Source organism: Novosphingobium tardum, from assembly GCF_042652045.1.
Classification (GTDB): Bacteria; Pseudomonadota; Alphaproteobacteria; order Sphingomonadales; family Sphingomonadaceae; genus Novosphingobium; species Novosphingobium tardum.
Genome location: NZ_JBHSDR010000003.1, coordinates 338,958 through 356,393, shown reverse-complemented (window position 1 = coordinate 356,393; position 17,436 = coordinate 338,958). Strand labels below are relative to the sequence as shown.

The following is a 17,436-nucleotide window of genomic DNA, read 5'->3' as shown; positions in this document are numbered from 1 at the left end:
AGTCAACAAGGCCTTGCGCGTCCCGCCCGGCGTTTCCGTCAAACTGCCGCGGAGGCGCCCCGGCGCAGCCCGAGACGCGCCAGAAGCCCGCGTTTCCCCGCTCGTCCCCGCGCGGCCCCCGATTTCATCACGCTGCGACGGAACAGCCGCGCGCCAAGCCGGATGATGAGGGCGACGCAAATCGCTTGCCACGCCAGCGCCAGCGCGTGCGGCCACAGCGCCTCGTCCTGCGCGGCGCGGGCCAGCATCGCGAAAGGAGAGCTGAACGGAAATGCGATCGCCGCCCATTCGATCGGCTTGCCCATCTGGGTCATCGAAAAGCTGGCGAAGAAGAACACGAAAAGCTGCATCATCGTAACCGGCATCGACAGCGTCTGCACCTCGCGCACCGTGGTCGCCATCGCACCGATGCCGAGGAACAGCGAGCCGAGGAGAAGGTAGGCCATCGCGAAGTAAAGGAAGCCGAGGGTGAGGAACGGACCCCAGCCCACCGCGGGGACGGGCAGCGTCGGCAGCGAGGATCCGCCCGCCGCGATGATCAGCGCGCCGACCGAACTCCACACCGCGATGCCGACGAGGCTCACCGCGAGCATGGCGAAGAGCTTGCCCAGAAACAGCGCGTCCATCGGAATCGCGGCGGCAAGCACCTCGATGATCTTGTTGCCCTTTTCCTCGACAAGGTTGGACAGGACCATGCCTGCCAGCAGCATGGTGAGAAGGAACAGCACGGTCTGCCCGGCCTGCGCGGTCGCTACCCGTCCCGACTTTACCTTGGCCGCGCTGCTCGCCACCGGCGTCAGCGCGACATCGGGATAGGTCAGCACGCTGCCTTCGCGGGCGGTGGCTGCCATCGCCGAGACCATGCCCTGCCAGCCGTCTATCCGCTCGCGCGTGCCGGTTAGGCGCGGCGCGTCGAGCGATCCGCTAAGCACCGCGGCCAGGCTGTCGCGCTTGGTCTGCATTGCGGCGACCGGATCGAACGTTTCGCCAGCGCGGAGGCGCCTCAGCACGACGAGGTCGGGAACCGGGCCGGCCATGCGTTCGGCCAGCGCCTGATGAGCGCGGATAAGGGCGTCGGTATCGGCAGCCGTCATCGCCACGCCGAGCTGCGGTCGATCAATCGATTCAGCGACCTTGGCCCCGATGCCGCCTGCCATCGCCCCGACGATCACCGGGAACAGCGGACCGAGCAGGAAGAAAAGGAACGCCTTGGAAAAGATCACCGCCACGAAATCGCGGCGGGCGACGACGAACGCGCCGTGAAGCGTGCGGTTCATCAGCGGTCCTTTCCGGGTTCGAGCGATTCGGGCGTCTCTTCGAGCGCCTTGGCGGCGGCCTCGCCGGCGATCGCGACGAAGGCGTCGTGGAGGCCGGGGCGCTCGATCGACAGCGACAGGATGCCCGCTTCGCCTTCGATGAGCGCGCGCAGCAAGGGCTCCGGCCCGCCCTCGGCCAGGCTGAAGTGCCAGAACGACCCTTCATGGCGGGCGTCGGCGGGAAGCGCGGCGCGCCACGGACCATCGCTGGCGCGGGTTTCGAGGCGGACCTGCGGCGGCAGCCGGTCGCGCGCCTCGGACACGTCGCCGACGAAGGGCACCTTGCCGCCCGCGATGATCGCGATCCGTTCGCACAGCCGCTCGGCATGCGCGATCACGTGGGTCGAGAAGATCACCGTCGTCCCGCGTTCGGCGAGGTTGCGGATCATTCGCTCGAGCTTGCCCTGGTTGAGCGCGTCCAGGCCAGAAAACGGCTCGTCGAGCACGACGAGCTCGGGTTCGTGAATCAGCGTGCCGAGAAGCTGGACGGTCTGCGCCATGCCTTTCGAAAGCTGGCGAATCTGGCGGTCGGCGGCGTAGCCAAGGCCATGCTCTTGCAGCAGGGCACGGGCGCGGCGGCGGGCCTCGCCCAGCGGAACGCCGCGCAACGCGCCGAGGAAGGCGACCGCCTCGAACGCCTTCATCGCGGGGTAGAGGCCGCGCTCTTCGGGAAGGTATCCAATCCGGTGCGCAATCTCGTGCGGGCGCTCATGCCCCAGTGTGCGGCGCAGTCCCTCGTCGGGGTCGATGATCCCCAGCAACATCCGCAAGGTGGTGGTCTTGCCCGCGCCATTGGGGCCGAGAATCCCGAAGATGCTGCCGCGCGGCACCTCCAGGTCGATCCCATCGACCGCGACGAACCCGTCGAACCGTTTCACGAGCGCTCGCGCCTCGATCGCAAGGTCCGGACGCGGCGCCGGCGCCATCCCGTTGCCGCCCGCCGCGGGTTCGCCTAGCTCGTGCTTCATCACCTGCGGCAGTTAGCGCGCGGGCATGAACCGGAGCAACAGCAAGTTTGGTTAACGCGGCATCACTCGAGGGCCTGCGCGGCGGACTTGCCGATGAAGCGGCGCGGCTCGGCTTCGCGGCATGCGGCATCGCCTCGGCCGCGCCCGACACCTTGCGCGAGCGGCGCCTGCTCGAATGGCTGGGCGATGACCATCACGGTTCGATGGAATGGATGGACGCGCGCAAGGAGCATCGCGTCGGCCCGCAGGCGCTGTGGCCCGATGCTGCCAGCGTCATCGCATTGGGGATGAGCTATGCCCCTGCCGCCGATCCCCTGGCGCTCGGCGAAAGCGGCGACCGCGCACGCATCTCGGTCTATGCGCAAGGGGCCGACTATCACGACATCGTGAAGAAGGCGCTCAAGGCGCTTGCCCGGTGGCTGATTGCCGAAGCCGCCCGCCGCGGGCTGGGCGAGCGGCAGGTCAAGGTGTTCGTCGACACGGCTCCGGTCATGGAAAAACCGCTGGGCGAGGCCGCGGGGATCGGCTGGCAGGGCAAGCATACCAATCTTGTCAGCCGCACTCACGGGTCGTGGCTGTTCCTCGGCGCGATCTACAGCGACCTGCCGTTCGCGCCCGACGCGCCGCATGCCGACCAGTGCGGTTCGTGCCGGCGGTGCCAGGATGCCTGCCCGACCGCGGCCTTTCCCGCGCCCTACCGGCTCGATGCGCGGCGCTGCATCAGCTACCTCACCATCGAGCACAAAGGGCCCATTCCGGTCGAGTTTCGCCAGGCGATGGGCAACCGTATCTACGGTTGCGACGATTGCCTGGCAGTGTGCCCGTGGAACAAATTCGCACAGGCGGCGCAGGCGAACGCGGCATTCCTGCCTCGCGCCGAATTGACCGCACCCCGGCTGGCGGAGCTTCTCGCACTCGACGATGCGGGCTTTCGAAAGCTGTTCTCCGGCTCTCCGATCAAGCGGATCGGGCGCGACCGGTTCGTGCGCAACTGCCTGATCGCGGCGGGCAACAGCTCCGACCCGGCGCTGAGCATCCCGGTGCAGGCGTTGTGCGGCGATCCCGACCCGGCGGTCGCGGAAGCGGCGCGCTGGGCGATCGAAGAGCTTAAAGCAGTTCCTTGAGCGCGACGGCAGTGTCGGCCAGCGCGGCCGGATCGGGCGTGGCGCGGGCCTCCACCAGCTTGCGGCCCTGGACGTAGTCCTTGACCATGTTCACGCAATCGAGCGCGATCACCCGCCCGCCGCGCAAGTAGACGACCGAGAAGCTGCGCGTCGCCGGATCGCCGCGTACGACGGTCGCGTCATAGCCGGTCGAGAGGCCGACCGTCTGCAGCCGCAAGTCGTACTGGTTCGACCAGAACCACGGGGTCGCCGCGTAAGGATGCGGATCGCCGCAGATGTCGCGCGCGGCGCAGGTCGCCATGTCATTGGCGTTCTGCACCGATTCGAGCCGGATCACCGCGCCGTCGGCAAAGCTGTTGGCATGCGCCGCGCAATCGCCGATCGCATAGACGTGAGGCAGCGAGGTGCGGCAGCGTTCGTCCACGTCCACCCCGTTCGCCCCGACCGCCCCGGCAAGGATCAGTGGCCCGACTGCGGGCACTATTCCGATCCCGACGATCACGATGTCCGCCGGCAGCACCGTGCCGTCGCCAAGCCTCACTCCGGTGACCTTCGACCCGTCGCCCTCGATCTGGTCGACCGTCACGTCGGTGCGCAGGTCGACCCCGTGGGCGCGGTGCTCGGCCTCGTAGAATTGCGACAGTTCCTCCCCAGCGACGCGGGCGAGGACGCGCGGCAGCGCCTCGAGCAGCGTGACGTGAAGTCCGAGCTTGGTCAGCACCGCAGCCGCTTCGAGGCCGATGTAGCCGCCGCCCACGACGACCACGCGGCTGGCACCGCCGTCGATCTCGCTCATCAGCCGGTCGACATCGGCGCGGGTGCGCACGGCGTGCACGCCGACCAGCGAACCGCCTTCGCACGAAAGGCGCCGCGGATCGCCGCCGGCTGCCCAGATCAGGTCGCCGTAGGAAACCTGGGTGCCGTCATCGAGCTTGGCGGTCTGCGCGGTCGGATCGACGGTGACGACCGCGCGGCCGAGCCGCATCTCGACGTCGCGCTCCGCCCAGAACTGGGGGGGGCGAATGTAGAGGCGCGAAAACTCCTTTTCACGCGCGAGGTATTCCTTCGAGAGCGGGGGGCGCTCGTAGGGCGGTTCGGGCTCGCGGCCCACGAGGACGATCGATCCTGCGAACCCGTGCTGGCGCAGCGCCAGCGCCGCCTGCGCGCCGCCATGGCCGCCACCCACGATCAGTACATCCGCACGGTCCATCGAACTCTCCCGCAGGGTTCGTCGGCGCCCCGCCCAATGGCCGATTGGCCAAAACGGGCGCGCAGTCAATCCACCGGCGCGCGGGGGCGCTCCGCCCCGCTTGCGCTAGCGGGCGAGCAGGCTGCGCGCCTGACTGGCGATCTGCGCCAGCATCGCGGGGGCCACAGGAGCCGCATCCTGCGCCCGGGCCACGAGCATGCGAAGCTGGCGGATCGGGGCTTCCTGGCCCTCGGCCCAGCGCTCGACGAAACCGGCGACAGGGCCGCGGGCACGGCGCAGGAATTCCAGGCGCATCTGCTGGAAATCACGGGCGAGGCCCGCCACGAGGAGGCGCTCCCACGGGTCCGACGGGGTCATCCGCGCTGCGGTCATCTGCGCCCAGTCGAGGCCAAGGCGCGCGCCCAGCGCCGAGAACGCGCGGGTCACGGCGACCGGATCGAGCTTGCGGTCGCGGGCGAGGTTGGCGAGGCCCATCGCGCCGTCCATGTCGAACAGCTTGGCCACCGCGGCGGCTTCCACAGCCGGCGCGCCCGAGCCGGTCAGTTCCTCGACCATGCGGGCCGAATGGGCCTGGCCCTCGGTGTTCAGGAGCTTGCCGGTCTGCGCCTCGAGCTTGCGCACGCCGGGACCGAGCTCGGCGACGAGCGTCGAGACGCGAGTCTTGCCGTGACTGGTGCGAATGATGTCGGCCATCTGCGTTCGCAGCGCCGCCGCGGCGCGGGTGAACAGCAGCAGCCGCGCCTGTTCGGGCATCGCTTCGCGATCGATCAGGTTCCAGATCGTCGCCATGCCCAGCATCCGTTCCGCCGCGACGAACGCGGTGGCGACATGGGCCAGGGTGGTGCCTTCCTCCTCGACCAGCTCGAGCGGGTGGATCACCCCCATCCGGTTGACGATCCGATTGGCCAGCTTGGTCGCAATAATCTCGCGGCGCAGACGGTGATGAACGATGTCGGTCTGAAAGCGGCGCCGCATCGGCGTCGGGAAGGCGGCGAGCAATTCCTCGTCGAGGCCCGGATCATCGGGCAGGTCGGTCTTCTCGATCGCGGACTGGAGTACGAGCTTGGTGCTCGACAGGAGCACGGCCAGCTCGGGCCGGGTCAGGCCGCGGTTCTCCGCCGCGCGACGGGCAAGCTGTTCGCTGTCGGGAAGCCCCTCGGTTCGCCGGTCGAGGTCGCCGCTGTCCTCGAGTTGCTCGATCAGGCGGACGTGCGAAGGACTGGCGAGCGCGCCGCCGGCCTGGGCGATCGACAGCGCGAGCGCCTGGAGCCGGTTGTCCTCGAGAACGATCGCCGCGACCTCGTCGGTCATCTGCGCCAGCAGCTTCACCCGCGCCGGTTCCGTCAACCTTCCGGCGCGGCGGGCCGAGGCGAGCGCGATCTTGATGTTGACCTCGTTGTCTGAGCAATCGACCCCGGCCGAATTGTCGATGAAGTCGGTGTTGATCCTGCCGCCCGCTCCGGCGGCGCCTTCGAGAGCGAACTCGATGCGCCCGGCCTGGGTGATCCCCAGGTTCGCACCTTCGCCGATCACGCGTGCCCGCACGTCGCGCGCATCCACGCGCAGCGCGTCGTTGGCCGGATCCCCGACCTGCAGCGAACTTTCCTGCGTGGCCTTGATGTAGGTGCCGATCCCGCCGAACCAGAGCAGATCGATCTCTGCCTTCAGGATCGCGCTGATGAGCGCATCGGGATCGAGCGTCGCGGCCTCGATGCCCAGCATCGCGCGCACTTCGGCGGAAAGCGGGATCGCCTTCATCGTCCGCGCGAAGACCCCGCCGCCGCGCGAGATCAGCTTCGCGTTGTAGTCGGTCCAGGCCGACCGGGGCAGCGCGAACAGGCGCGCACGCTCTGCCCAGCTCTTTGCAGGATCGGGGTCGGGATCGAGGAAAATGTGGCGGTGATCGAACGCGGCGACGAGGCGGATGGCTTTCGACAGAAGCATGCCGTTGCCGAAGACGTCGCCCGACATGTCGCCGCAGCCCGCGACGCGAACCGGGTCGGCCTGAACGTCGATGCCCATCTCGAGGAAGTGGCGCTGGACCGAGAGCCACGCGCCCCGGGCGGTGATGCCCATCGCCTTGTGGTCGTAGCCGTTGCTGCCGCCGCTGGCGAAGGCATCGTCGAGCCAGAAGTCGCGGCTTTCGGCAATGGCGTTGGCAACGTCGGAAAAGGTCGCCGTGCCCTTGTCGGCCGCCACGACGAAATAGGGATCCTCGCCGTCGTGAACGACGACGGATTCGGGATGGACCACCTTGCCGCCCACGATGTTGTCGGTGATCGACAGCAGCGTGCGGATGAACGCCTGGTAGCTGGCTTTGCCTTCGGCGAGCCAGCCCTCGCGGTAGCGCACGGGATCGGGCAGTTGCTTGGGATAGAAGCCGCCCTTCGCCCCGGTCGGCACGATCACCGCATTCTTGACCCGCTGCGCCTTCATCAGGCCGAGGATCTCGGTGCGGAAGTCGTCGCGCCGGTCGGACCAGCGCAGGCCCCCGCGCGCGATCGGGCCGGCGCGCAGGTGGATGCCCTCGAGCCGGGTCGAATAAACGAAGACCTCACGCCATGGCACCGGCCGCGGCAGGCCGGGAACCAGGCTCGAATCGAGCTTGAACGCGAGCGCTTCCGCGGCGGCGGGAGCAAAGGCGTTGGTGCGCAGGATCGCGTCGATCGTGCTGCGGTAGAGGCGCAGCAGACGGTCGTCGTTGATCGCTCCTACCGCGGCAAGGCCGGTGCGAATCGCGGCATCGGCGCGGTTCGCGGCCTGGGCGCGGTCGCCTGCGAATTCGGGGTCGTGCCGCGCGCGGAACAGGTCGACGAGGCCGTGCGTGACATCGGGCGCATGGCGCAGCGCATCGACCACGGTCTGCATGCCGAACGTCATCCCGGCCTGGCGCAGATAGCGGAACCAGGCCCGCAGCCATCCGGTGGCGCGCGGGTCGAGCGCTGTCGCCGCGATCAGGCGGTTGAACGGATCGTCTTCCGCCGCGCCGTTGAGCACCGCGGCGATGGCTGCCTCGATCTGGGGTGCGCGCGCCAGCAGGGCGGCCGGATCGGTATCGGTCGACGCGCCCAGCACGAAGTCGTGGATGGTCCCGGCCGCCCCGCCGTCGAGCGGAGTGGGAATGACCTCCAGCACGCGAAAGCCGAAGTTCTCCAGCACGGGGACCGCGTCGGACAGGGCCAGCGAGCCCTGCCTCTGGTAAAGTTTCAGGCGCAGGAGATCGGCGGCGTCGCCCGGCATCCGGTGCAGCCGGGCATCGCGCAGGTGCGGCGAAGCGCCGGGGTCGATCGCCAGCGCGCGCAGCCGGCGGATATCCAGCGCGGCTTCGGCGGGGCCGTAGGCGGTGCGGTAGGCCGGCGGAAACGATTCAGCGTGGCGTGCCGTGATCGCGGCGGCACGGGCGGGATCCTCACCGCGGGCAAGTTCGGCCTCGACGGCGCCGGCCCAGCCGCGGACCATGTTCTGAAGCTCGCGGTCGAGCGTCTCCTCGGCCTTGGCCTGGACGATGCCGCGGATGTCGAGGACAAAGCGCAGCAGCGCCAGGCTGCTGCCTTCGACCGACAGGCTCCAGTCGAGAACCTGGGCGTTGGTCCCGGTTTCCAGCAGCGACTGAACGGTCAGCCGCAGCGTCGTCGACATCGCATCGCGCGGCAGCCACACAAACGCGAACATGTGCCGGGCCAGCGGCGCGCGGACGAGCGCCAGCTTCGGGCGCGGCCGGTCGACCAGGCTCATCATCGCGGTCGCGATCCGTTCGAGGTCGGGCGGCGAGAAGCCGATCAGCAGGTCGTGTGGCAGCGCGGTGAGCGCATGGACGAGAGACTTGCCGGCATGACCCGACGGATCGAATCCGAACTTGCTCATCAGGTCGGCAAGACGCGCGCGAAGGCGGGGAATTCGATCGGGCGCGGCGGCGAGCGCGGCGCTGGTCCAGACCCCGGCGTGAACCGAGATCGCAGTGACCTTGCCGTCCTCGATCACGGGCACGATGAACAGGTCGAGCGGCACCCGGCGGTGGACGTTGGAGACCCGGTTGGCCTTGATGATGAGCGGCGCGGCGAGCGGTTCGCCCGGTTTGACCGCCTTCAGGGCCTTGTCGAACCACTCGAACGCCCGGTCGTAGGATTCAGGTGCAAGCAGCGCCCGCGCGCTCTTGCGGCAGATGCCCAGAAGGCAGGATTGCGAGCCGTCGCGGCGGCGGGTCAGGTGGCCGAGCTGGGTCAGCATCCCGTCGCGCAGCCAGCGCAGCAGGGCAGCGCCTTCGCTGTCCGCCAGCGACTCGGCGTCCTCGCCCATCGCCGCCTGCATCTTGGGCCAGTCGGAAACCGCGGCGCGGACATCGGCGAGCACGGTGGTCAGCGTGGTAGCCAGGACGCGGCGCTGGCGGGCATCGACCCGATCGGTCTCGAGATAGATCACCGATTCGCGCGACGATTGAGCCTCGCCGGTGACGTCCTTCGCGCCGACGAGGCCGCTGAGTCGTCCCTTGGCATCGCGATCGACGGTGATGACGGGGTGCAGCAGCCGGTCGACCGCAAGGCCCTGGTCGGCGATCGCCGAGGCGACCGAATCGACCAGGAATGGCATGTCGTCGTTGACCAGCGCGATTCGCATGAACCGCTTGCCGCTGGTGCCGCCCATGCTCTCGATCACGATGCCTGCCTCGCCCGGCTGGCGCGCTTTCAAGGCGCCCATCGTGAACGCGGCGATTTCCGCAAGTTCCGCAGGACCGATGGCATCATGTTCGCCGGGGAGGAAGGACGCCGAAAATGCCGCGGCCAGCGCCTTGGCAGGACCCTCCGCCCCCGACTTCGGGCGGCGCGCGGACGGCGTCTTGCGGGTGGCGGTGCTTGCGTCGGCCATGACTTGCGATCTTCCCCGGGCGCCGCGGCGGCGGCAGGCGCCCTATTATTTAATTGCGCTATCGTGAAGCATTAAAACAGAGCCTAGACCCTTGCCCCGCCCCCTGCAACCACCCGCGTCACAACCCGGCGCAGGCTTCCATCGCCAAGTCGAGCGATTTCACCCGCGCCGCCGGATCGAATGTGGAGCCGGCGAAAATGAGCTCGTCCGCTCCGGTCCGCTCGATGAACGCAGCGACACGCTCGCGCACCGTCGCGGGGCTTCCGATGGCGCTCGCCTGCCGCATGTGCTCCAGCATCGAGAGCGCGTGCGGCGGCAGCGTCTCGCGGAAACCTTCGACCGGTGGCTTGAGGCGCCCGGGATTGCCGCTGCGCAGGGCGACGAACGACTGGTCCATCGACGAGCACAGGAACTTCGCTTCGTCGTCGGTGGCGGCGGCGAAGACGTTGATCGCCGCCATCGCATAGGGCCTGTCGAGCTTGGCCGATGGCTTGAAGTCGCGCCGGTAGATGGCCAGCGCATCGTCGAGCGCATCGGGCGCGAAATGCGAGGCGAAGGCATAGGGCATGCCCAGCGCAGCCGCGAGCTGGGCGCCGAACAGACTGGAGCCCAGGATCCACATCTCCACCGCCGCCCCCTGGCCCGGCGTTGCCTGGAGGGGGAGCCGCGAATCGCCCTCGAACAGCGCGCGCAGCTCGACCACGTCGTGGGGAAAGTCCTGCGCCGAACGCATCAGGTCCTTGCGCAATGCATGGGCGATCCGGCTGTCCGCGCCCGGCGCGCGCCCCAGGCCAAGGTCGACCCGCCCCGGGAAAAGTGCGTCGAGCGTGCCGAACTGTTCCGCGATCACGAACGGATTGTGGTTGGGCAGCATGATCCCGCCCGCTCCGATGCGGATGGTCCTGGTGCCTTGGCCGACGTGGGCGAGCGTCACTGCGGTCGCGGCGCTGGCGATACCGGTCATGGCATGGTGTTCCGCCACCCAGAACCGGTGGTAGCCCGCCTGTTCCGCGACGACGGCCAGCGCGGCTGCATCGTTGAGGGCCTGCCCTATGCTCCCTCCCTCGACGACAGGAACGAGATCGAGCACGGAAAATCGGGTCATCGCGGGACTCTTATTGCTGAACCGCCGGAGCGGGAGGCTTGGCGGGTGCGGGCGCGGGGCCGAGCTGTTCGATATAGCTCTTGGCGGTGGCCGCGGCCTTGCTTTGGGGAGATGTCGCGATCACCGATTGCCACGACTTGCGGGCCGCCTCGTCGCGCCCGCCAAGGACGGCGATGACGCCCGCCTCAAGACCCACATCGGGGTCGGTAGGGGCAAGCGTCGCTGCGACCTCGATCGTGCGTTGCGCCGATCCAAGGTCGCCCTGGCGGCGGGCGAGCGTTGCGGAAAGGAGCCAGACCAGCGGCTCGTCAGGCGCATCGCGCTGCGCCGCGGTGAGGCTGGCAGCAGCATCGGCCAGGCGATTGAGCGCGACCAGCGCACGCCCGCGATCGAGTTCGATCTGGCCACGGTCGGCCGGGGGGAGGTCGGTCACCGCCAGGGCCATGTCGAAATGGCCGAGCGCACGGTCGGCATGACCGCCGGCAATCGCGGCGTTGCCCGCCTGCCCGTGAAGCGCAGCGCGGCGCGCCAGATCGCCCGGCGCGGCGACGGTCGCAGCCTGCGTAAAGGCCGTCTCGGCAGCCTCCCAACGCAGCAGGACGGTATAGACCTGGCCCAGGCACTGAAGCGGCTTCGACTGGCCGGCACCGCGCGATTCGGCGAGCCAGCGATTTGCTTCCGCCAGCGCGCTGGGAGGATCCTTCGCGGCGGTCTGGAGGCAGAGCTGAAGCCGGTCGTCTTCGATCGTCGGGCCCGCGGCAACGGACACCTCGGCGAACAGGGGCAACGGAAGCGACAGGGGCGGGGGAGCGGCGATCATCGGGTCGGTTTCATTCCGGTCGGTCATGGCAGCGCGGCGGCGCGCTGCGGGGGAGCTGGAAGGTCTTCGATCACGCGCAGCAGCAGGGCGATATCCTGATCGCGCGACAGGCGGTGATCGCCGTCCTTGACCAGTATGATCTGAACATCCGCCGAACGCAGGGTCGCGGCGAGCCGCAGCGACAGTGCCGAGGGCACGTCCGCATCCGCCTGTCCGTGCATCAGCCGTACCGGGCAGTCGAGCGGGATTTCGGCGTCCAGCAGCCGAAGCGCCTGCCCGTCCGCCCAGAAGGCGGCATGCATCGGCGTGGGTTCGGGACCATAGGGATTGGGGTCGAACACGGTCTCGCCCGCGGCGAGCCGGGCCTGCTGGGCCGGCGTGCGGCCCCAGTCGGTGAAGTCGGGTGCGGCGGCGATGCCGACGAGCGACGCGACCGATCTGGGCCGGGCAAGCGCGACAAGCAGCATCAGCCAGCCGCCCATCGACGATCCGACGAGCACGACCGGACCGTTTGCCCGCGTCTCGATCAAGGCCAGCACCTCGTCGCGCCAGCGTGATAGCGTGCCTTCTGCAAAGGCGCCGTCGCTGATCCCGCAGCCGGAATAGTCGAGGAGCAGGCACGCCCGCCCGCGGCTTCTTGCCCAGGCCAGCACCGCGGCGGCCTTGCTGCCGCTCATGTCGGACATGTACCCCGGCAGGAAAACCAGCGCCGGACCCTCTCCCGGCGCATGGCGGAAGGCTATCCGCCGGCCGCCAGGCCCTTCGAGCCATTCGATCGCCGTTTCGTCCACCCGGCGCATCAAGCACAGCCTTGCGACCTTGGCCAGTCGCAGGAGTGGTGACTTGGCAACCTTTGCCCATTATATGAGAGGAACGATGACGCACTGCCGCGCCTTGGCGACGACTACCACCACCACCCCGGGCAACCGGGGCGGAAGCGTGGTGCGCGCCGGCTGAAGGCGCGCCGCGCGCCCGCCGCCCCGGTTCGGGCGGATGGCGTCGTTTCCCGAACTGCTCCTTCCCACGACGCCGCCCCTTCCGGCGCGCGCGGCTTTCTGCCAAAGCGCGCGCCAAGCGGAGACGATACGCAGATGAGCGAGTTGCTGAAGATCACCCTGCCCGACGGTTCGCACCGCGAGGTCCCGGCTGGCACCACCCCGGGCGACATCGCGGCGGCGATCGGGCCGGGCCTGGCCAAGGCCGCGCTCGCCGCGCGCGTCGACGGCGAATTGCGCGACCTGAACCGCCCCCTCGACCGGGACGCGGACCTCGCGCTCGTCACCGCGCGCGACGAGAAGGACGCGCTGGAACTCGCGCGCCACGATTTCGCGCATGTTCTGGCTGAAGCGGTGCAGAACCTTTTTCCCGGAACGCAGATCACGTTCGGCCCCTCGACCGACGACGGGTTCTATTATGACTTCGCTCCCAATCCCGAGCGTGGGCCGTTCACCGACGAGGACCTGCCCGCGATCGAGGCCGAGATGCGCCGGATCATCGCCCGCAACGAACCGCTGGTCCGCGAAGTGTGGAGCCGTGCCGCGCTGATCGACCGTTGGCGTGCGCAGGGCGAGACGTTCAAGGCAGAATGGGCCGGCGACCTGCCCGAGGGGGAGGAACTGACCGTCTATCGCGCCGGCACCGGGGCCGATGCGTGGCTCGACATGTGCCGCGGCCCGCACCTGCCCAGCACGGGCAAGCTCGATCCCGCCGCGTTCAAGCTGACGCGCGTGTCGGGGGCCTATTGGCGCGGCGACCAGGCCAACGCGATGCTCAGCCGAATCTACGGCACGGGCTGGCTCAACAAGAAGCAGCTCGACGCGCATCTCGTGCGGCTGGAAGAGGCGGCCAAACGCGATCACCGCAGGCTGGGCCAGGAGATGGACCTGTTCCACCTCCAGGCCGAAGCGCACGGCAGCGTGTTCTGGCATCCCAAGGGCTACATGGTCTGGCGCCAGCTCGAGGCCTACATGCGCCGCCGGCTCGACGTTGCCGGCTATGCCGAGGTCAAGACGCCGCAGCTCATGGACAGCCGCCAGTGGGAAAAGTCGGGTCACTGGGGCAAGTACCGCGAGAACATGTTCGTGGTCCCGGACGAGATCCCGAGCACCCAGGACAACGGACCGGTCCTGACGGGCGAGGGCGACCTGATGGCGCTCAAGCCGATGAACTGTCCGGCGCACGTGCTGATCTTCAAGCAGGGGATCACCAGTTACCGCGAGCTGCCGATCCGCATGGCCGAGTTCGGCTGCTGCCATCGCAACGAGCCGCACGGCGCGCTGCACGGGATCATGCGCGTGCGCCAGTTCACCCAGGACGATGCGCACATCTTCGTGCGCGAGGACCAGCTGGTCGACGAGGTGAAGGCGTTCTGCGACCTGCTCGACAGCGTCTACAAGGATCTCGGTTTCGACACTTACGCGATCAAGCTCGCGCTGCGCCCCGACAAGCGCTTCGGCAGTGACGCGATGTGGGATCAGGCCGAAGAGGAACTGCGCGCCGCGGTCCGCGCCTCGGGCCGCGCGACGGAGGAATATGGCTGGGAGGAACTGCCCGGCGAAGGCGCGTTCTATGCGCCCAAGCTGGAATTCCACCTGACCGACGCCATCGGGCGGACCTGGCAGGTCGGCACGATCCAGTCCGACCGCGTGCTGCCCGAGCGGCTCGATGCGCACTATATCGGCGAGGACGGCGAGAAGCATCGCCCGGTCATGCTGCACCGCGCGATCCTGGGCACGTTCGAGCGTTTTATCGGCATCCTAATCGAACACTTCGCCGGACGCCTCCCGGTCTGGCTCGCGCCGGTCCAGGCGGTCGTCGCGACGATCGTGTCCGATGCCGACGACTATGCCGCCGAAGTGGTCGCGCAGCTCAAGGTTGCCGGGATTCGGGTCGAGAGCGACACCCGCAACGAGAAGATCAACTACAAGGTGCGCGAGCATTCGCTCCAGAAGATCCCGCACATGCTCGTGGTGGGCAAGCGCGAGGCGGACGAAGGCACGGTCGCGATCCGCACGCTGGGCGAACAAAACCAGCGGGTCGTGCCGCTGGCCGAGGCGATCGCACTGCTTCGTGCCGAGGCGACTCCGCCCGACCTGCGCGGCTGAGCCGCATGCGATGGTGACGCTGGCGGGGCTGACCCTGCCCGCCCTTGCCTTCGCGATGGCCGTCGCGCTCGTCGCGGCATTCGTGCGCGGGCTGGCGGGGTTCGGCATGGCCATCCTGCTGGTGCCGCTGCTCGGGCTTGTCGTCCTTCCGACCGACGCGGTGGTCGTCTCCAACATGCTGGGCCTGATGATCGGGCTGGTGGGGGTGCGGCGGATCTGGGGCGAGGGCGAAAGCAGCAGCATCGTGCCCATCGCTCTCCTGGCGATGCTGGCGACGCCGCTCGGCCTCGTCCTGCTTGAGGCAACGCCGCCCGAGATCGCGCGGCTGGTTATTGCCGCGGTCGGCATCGGGGCATTCGTGATCGTGCTGCTGCCGATGCGTCACGACCATGTTCCCTCGCGCGTCGAAACAGGCGCGACCGGCCTTGCCGCCGGCGTGCTCACCGGTTTCGCCGGGATGCCCGGCCCTCCGGTCGTGCCTTATTACGTGCGCCGCCCGATCCCGGCGGCGCTGGCGCGGGCCTCGATGCTCAGCGTGTTCCTGGCGACATCGCTGGCGAGCACCGTCGCGGCGCTCTTCCTGCACCTTGCCCACGCGCGCCATGCGCTGCTGGCAGGGCTGCTGTTGGGGCCGGTAATTCTCGGCAACGCGATCGGCGGCCACGCCTTCGGGCGCATCTCGGACCGCGCGTGGCGGATTCTGGTCGGACTGCTGCTGGGCGCGACGGCTCTGGCCGCGTTGGTTCGCCTGCTCGACTAGGCCGAGGCGTCGACCCGGCCCATCCCGCGATCGCGCCAGCCGCGCAGCACCACGCCCAGGCACATCGCCTCGATCACCGCAAACGCGACCCACGCGTCGTTGTTGTAGAGCCATACCGAGATGGCAGGCGCGACGATGTAGGCCGCGCCGTTGACCGCCGCGACGATTCCCGCCGACTGGCCTTGTTCGGCCCTGCTCACTGCCAGGCTGGCGCCAGCGGTGAATCCCGGACGGAACAACCCGAAGCCCAGCGAGGCGATCGCGAAACCCACCGCGATGGTGTGAAGATCGAAGCCGATCGCGACGACCGCGGTGCCGATCGCCGCCAGGACCATGCCCCACAGCGAAGCGCCGCGCGGGCCGAGGTGGAGCATCGGGATGAGGCCCCACTGCGCGAGGAGCGTCGCCACCGCACCGAGCATCAGGACCAGGCCGATGGGACCGGCCCCGGCATCGGGATTGCTGCGCAGACCGAGCCGGTCGAGCAGCAGGAAGCCGACCATGCCGAGGAGCATCGCCTGGGCGTGGCCGCCGAGCAGGCCCGTGACCAGCCAGGGACGCAGCCGCGCGTCCTTCCAGTGGAGTCGTCCCGGCTCGTCGCCCAGCGCTTCGGCGCCATAGGCATCGACCGCCACCATCTCGTCGCTGCCGCTGTCGGTCGGATCGCTGCGGCGCTGCGGACTGGACGACGCGCTGAACGGGGCGGTCATGACCTGGCCCCGCCCGGCGAACTGGGGGTCGTCGTCGGGCAACCGCAGGCGCAGCGCGACGAGCACGAGAATCGCGAACACCGCGAACGAGAAGAACGGGCTGACGATGCCGACGTGGGGAAGGATCAGGAACGGGGCGAGCGCAGGGCCGAGCACCGTTCCCAGGCCAAAGCTCGAGGTGATCAGCGAAAGTGCCTGGGTGCGTTCCTCAGGCCCGGTGCGGCTGGCCACATAGGCCTGCACCGCAGGCGGCGCTGCCGATCCGAACATCCCGTAAAGCGAGCGCGCTGCCGCAAACAGCAGGAGCGTCGCCACCAGCCCGAGCGATCCATGAAGGCCGAATAGCAGGACCATGCCGCACAGGGCGAAGCTGCTGATGAAGCCGATAAGGCCCATCGCCATCATGGCCTTGCGCCCGCGCTTGTCCGAGCGCCGCGCCCACACCGGGGCCATGCCCATCCACAACAGCGCTGACCAGCTGTAGGCCAGGCTTATCCAGAAGTCGGGCACCTTCAGCCGCGTGCCGATCGACGGCATCACGCTTTGCATCGCGGTGTTGCCGGCGGCGGTCACCAGCATGACCAGGAACAACAGGACCATCCGGTCGCGCGGCAGGCGAACAGGCGCCACGGACCCCGCTGTTGCGAGCCGCGGGAGCACCGAAGTGGGGCCGTGTTCGTCGAGCAGGGACATCGTCCGGCGGTTAGGCCCAGTCCTGATTGCTTGCAATGGGGCGGTAAATTTGCCACCCCCGGCGGCCAGAAACCCGCTGCCGTGCCGGTAGCGGCCCCTAATTTACCAAGGGTCGCATAGCTTCATGACAACTACGCAAGTCGCGCCGGCGCCGCTGGCCAGCAGGATCAAACGGCGCGTCGAGACGATGCTCGGACCCTGGGGAGTGTTCTTCAAGGGCTTCGTCAAGCACCCGGTCATGGTCGGTTCGATCATCCCGTCTTCGAGCTTCACCATCGACAAGATGCTTGACCCGGTCGACTGGGAGAACTGCAACCTGTTCGTCGAATATGGCCCGGGCGTCGGCACTTTCTGCCGTCCCGTGCTCGATCGCCTGCGCCGTGACGGCGCGCTGATCGTGATCGACACGAACCCCGATTTCATTGCCTATCTCAACCGCACGATCCGCGACAGCCGGTTCACCGCGGTCCTCGGCTCGGCCGCCGACGTTGAGGACATCGTCAAGGCGCATGGCCACGATCATGCCGACTACGTCCTGTCGGGCCTGCCGTTCTCCACCCTTCCCGACGGAGTCGGCCCGGCGATCGCCGCGGCGACGCACCGTGTCATCCGCCCGGGCGGGGCGTTCCTGGTCTATCAGTTCAGTGCCAAGGCGCGCGACTTCATGGCGCGGCATTTCCTGCGCATCGACCGGGGGGTCGAGATCTTGAACATTCCGCCCGTCCAGCTGTTCTGGGGGTGGAAGGACGCCTGAACGCCGGAG

Annotated in this window: 12 protein-coding genes; 4 read left to right on the top strand and 8 right to left on the bottom strand. The window is 68.8% G+C overall.

Going from position 1 to position 17,436, the window contains the following annotated elements; translation table 11 throughout:
- Positions 1-38: 38 nt before the first annotated feature.
- Positions 39-1,277, bottom strand: coding sequence for an ABC transporter permease (locus ACFO0A_RS01790; protein ID WP_379537267.1), 1,239 nt, complete (start codon positions 1,275-1,277; stop codon positions 39-41).
- Positions 1,277-2,284, bottom strand: coding sequence for an ABC transporter ATP-binding protein (locus ACFO0A_RS01785; RefSeq protein WP_379537266.1), 1,008 nt, complete (start codon positions 2,282-2,284; stop codon positions 1,277-1,279). The genes ACFO0A_RS01790 and ACFO0A_RS01785 overlap by 1 nt, the downstream gene beginning before the upstream one ends.
- A gap of 47 nt (positions 2,285-2,331) precedes the next feature.
- On the opposite strand from ACFO0A_RS01785, the gene queG reads away from it, so the two are divergent.
- The gene (queG, locus tag ACFO0A_RS01780; protein ID WP_379537265.1) at positions 2,332-3,408 is read left to right on the top strand and encodes a tRNA epoxyqueuosine(34) reductase QueG; all 1,077 of its coding nucleotides are present in this window, start codon (positions 2,332-2,334) and stop codon (positions 3,406-3,408) included.
- Here queG and ACFO0A_RS01775 read toward each other — a convergent pair.
- The 5 genes from ACFO0A_RS01775 to ACFO0A_RS01755 all read right to left on the bottom strand — a co-directional run bounded on the left by ACFO0A_RS01775 (position 3,392) and on the right by ACFO0A_RS01755 (position 12,206).
- Positions 3,392-4,618 carry an NAD(P)/FAD-dependent oxidoreductase gene (locus ACFO0A_RS01775; RefSeq protein ID WP_379537264.1) on the bottom strand — a complete coding sequence of 409 codons (1,227 nt, stop codon included), beginning with the start codon at positions 4,616-4,618 and terminating at the stop codon, positions 3,392-3,394. The genes queG and ACFO0A_RS01775 overlap by 17 nt on opposite strands.
- A gap of 105 nt (positions 4,619-4,723) precedes the next feature.
- Complete coding sequence (locus ACFO0A_RS01770; RefSeq protein ID WP_379537263.1) at positions 4,724-9,481, bottom strand: NAD-glutamate dehydrogenase; 4,758 nt, start codon at positions 9,479-9,481, stop codon at positions 4,724-4,726.
- 118 nt (positions 9,482-9,599) lie between these two features.
- Positions 9,600-10,586: an LLM class flavin-dependent oxidoreductase gene (locus tag ACFO0A_RS01765; RefSeq protein WP_379537262.1), complete on the bottom strand. Its 987-nt coding sequence runs from the start codon at positions 10,584-10,586 to the stop codon at positions 9,600-9,602.
- A gap of 10 nt (positions 10,587-10,596) precedes the next feature.
- Complete coding sequence (locus tag ACFO0A_RS01760) at positions 10,597-11,433, bottom strand: tetratricopeptide repeat protein (RefSeq protein ID WP_379537261.1); 837 nt, start codon at positions 11,431-11,433, stop codon at positions 10,597-10,599.
- A complete protein-coding gene (locus tag ACFO0A_RS01755) occupies positions 11,430-12,206 on the bottom strand; it encodes an alpha/beta fold hydrolase (RefSeq protein ID WP_379537260.1) in 777 nt (258 codons plus the stop codon). Before ACFO0A_RS01755 ends, ACFO0A_RS01760 begins: the two co-directional genes overlap by 4 nt.
- A gap of 291 nt (positions 12,207-12,497) precedes the next feature.
- Here ACFO0A_RS01755 and thrS point away from each other — a divergent pair, with 291 nt between their 5' ends.
- On the top strand, positions 12,498-14,510 hold the full coding sequence (gene thrS / locus ACFO0A_RS01750; RefSeq protein ID WP_379537259.1) for a threonine--tRNA ligase: 2,013 nt from the start codon (positions 12,498-12,500) through the stop codon (positions 14,508-14,510).
- 10 nt (positions 14,511-14,520) lie between these two features.
- The gene (locus ACFO0A_RS01745; RefSeq protein WP_379537258.1) at positions 14,521-15,270 is read left to right on the top strand and encodes a sulfite exporter TauE/SafE family protein; all 750 of its coding nucleotides are present in this window, start codon (positions 14,521-14,523) and stop codon (positions 15,268-15,270) included.
- Here the strand turns inward: ACFO0A_RS01745 and ACFO0A_RS01740 are convergent.
- Positions 15,267-16,580 (bottom strand): MFS transporter, encoded by a 1,314-nt coding sequence (locus ACFO0A_RS01740; RefSeq protein WP_379538137.1) that lies wholly within the window; start codon positions 16,578-16,580, stop codon positions 15,267-15,269. The genes ACFO0A_RS01745 and ACFO0A_RS01740 overlap by 4 nt on opposite strands.
- 217 nt (positions 16,581-16,797) lie before the next feature.
- Here ACFO0A_RS01740 and ACFO0A_RS01735 point away from each other — a divergent pair, with 217 nt between their 5' ends.
- Positions 16,798-17,427, top strand: coding sequence for a class I SAM-dependent methyltransferase (locus ACFO0A_RS01735; RefSeq protein ID WP_379537257.1), 630 nt, complete (start codon positions 16,798-16,800; stop codon positions 17,425-17,427).
- The last annotated feature ends 9 nt before the right edge of the window (positions 17,428-17,436 follow it).

Bases quoted from the DNA above. Each gene is read 5' to 3' on its own strand.
- ACFO0A_RS01790 (WP_379537267.1), bottom strand. From the start codon at position 1,277: ATGAACCGCACGCTTCACGGCGCGTTCGTCGTCGCCCGCCGCGATTTC.
- ACFO0A_RS01785 (WP_379537266.1), bottom strand. From the start codon at position 2,284: ATGAAGCACGAGCTAGGCGAACCCGCGGCGGGCGGCAACGGGATGGCG.
- ACFO0A_RS01775 (WP_379537264.1), bottom strand. From the start codon at position 4,618: ATGGACCGTGCGGATGTACTGATCGTGGGTGGCGGCCATGGCGGCGCG.
- ACFO0A_RS01770 (WP_379537263.1), bottom strand. From the start codon at position 9,481: ATGGCCGACGCAAGCACCGCCACCCGCAAGACGCCGTCCGCGCGCCGC.
- ACFO0A_RS01765 (WP_379537262.1), bottom strand. From the start codon at position 10,586: ATGACCCGATTTTCCGTGCTCGATCTCGTTCCTGTCGTCGAGGGAGGG.
- ACFO0A_RS01760 (WP_379537261.1), bottom strand. From the start codon at position 11,433: ATGACCGACCGGAATGAAACCGACCCGATGATCGCCGCTCCCCCGCCC.
- ACFO0A_RS01755 (WP_379537260.1), bottom strand. From the start codon at position 12,206: ATGCGCCGGGTGGACGAAACGGCGATCGAATGGCTCGAAGGGCCTGGC.
- thrS (WP_379537259.1), top strand. From the start codon at position 12,498: ATGAGCGAGTTGCTGAAGATCACCCTGCCCGACGGTTCGCACCGCGAG.
- ACFO0A_RS01745 (WP_379537258.1), top strand. From the start codon at position 14,521: ATGGTGACGCTGGCGGGGCTGACCCTGCCCGCCCTTGCCTTCGCGATG.
- ACFO0A_RS01740 (WP_379538137.1), bottom strand. From the start codon at position 16,580: ATGGTCCTGTTGTTCCTGGTCATGCTGGTGACCGCCGCCGGCAACACC.
- ACFO0A_RS01735 (WP_379537257.1), top strand. From the start codon at position 16,798: ATGACAACTACGCAAGTCGCGCCGGCGCCGCTGGCCAGCAGGATCAAA.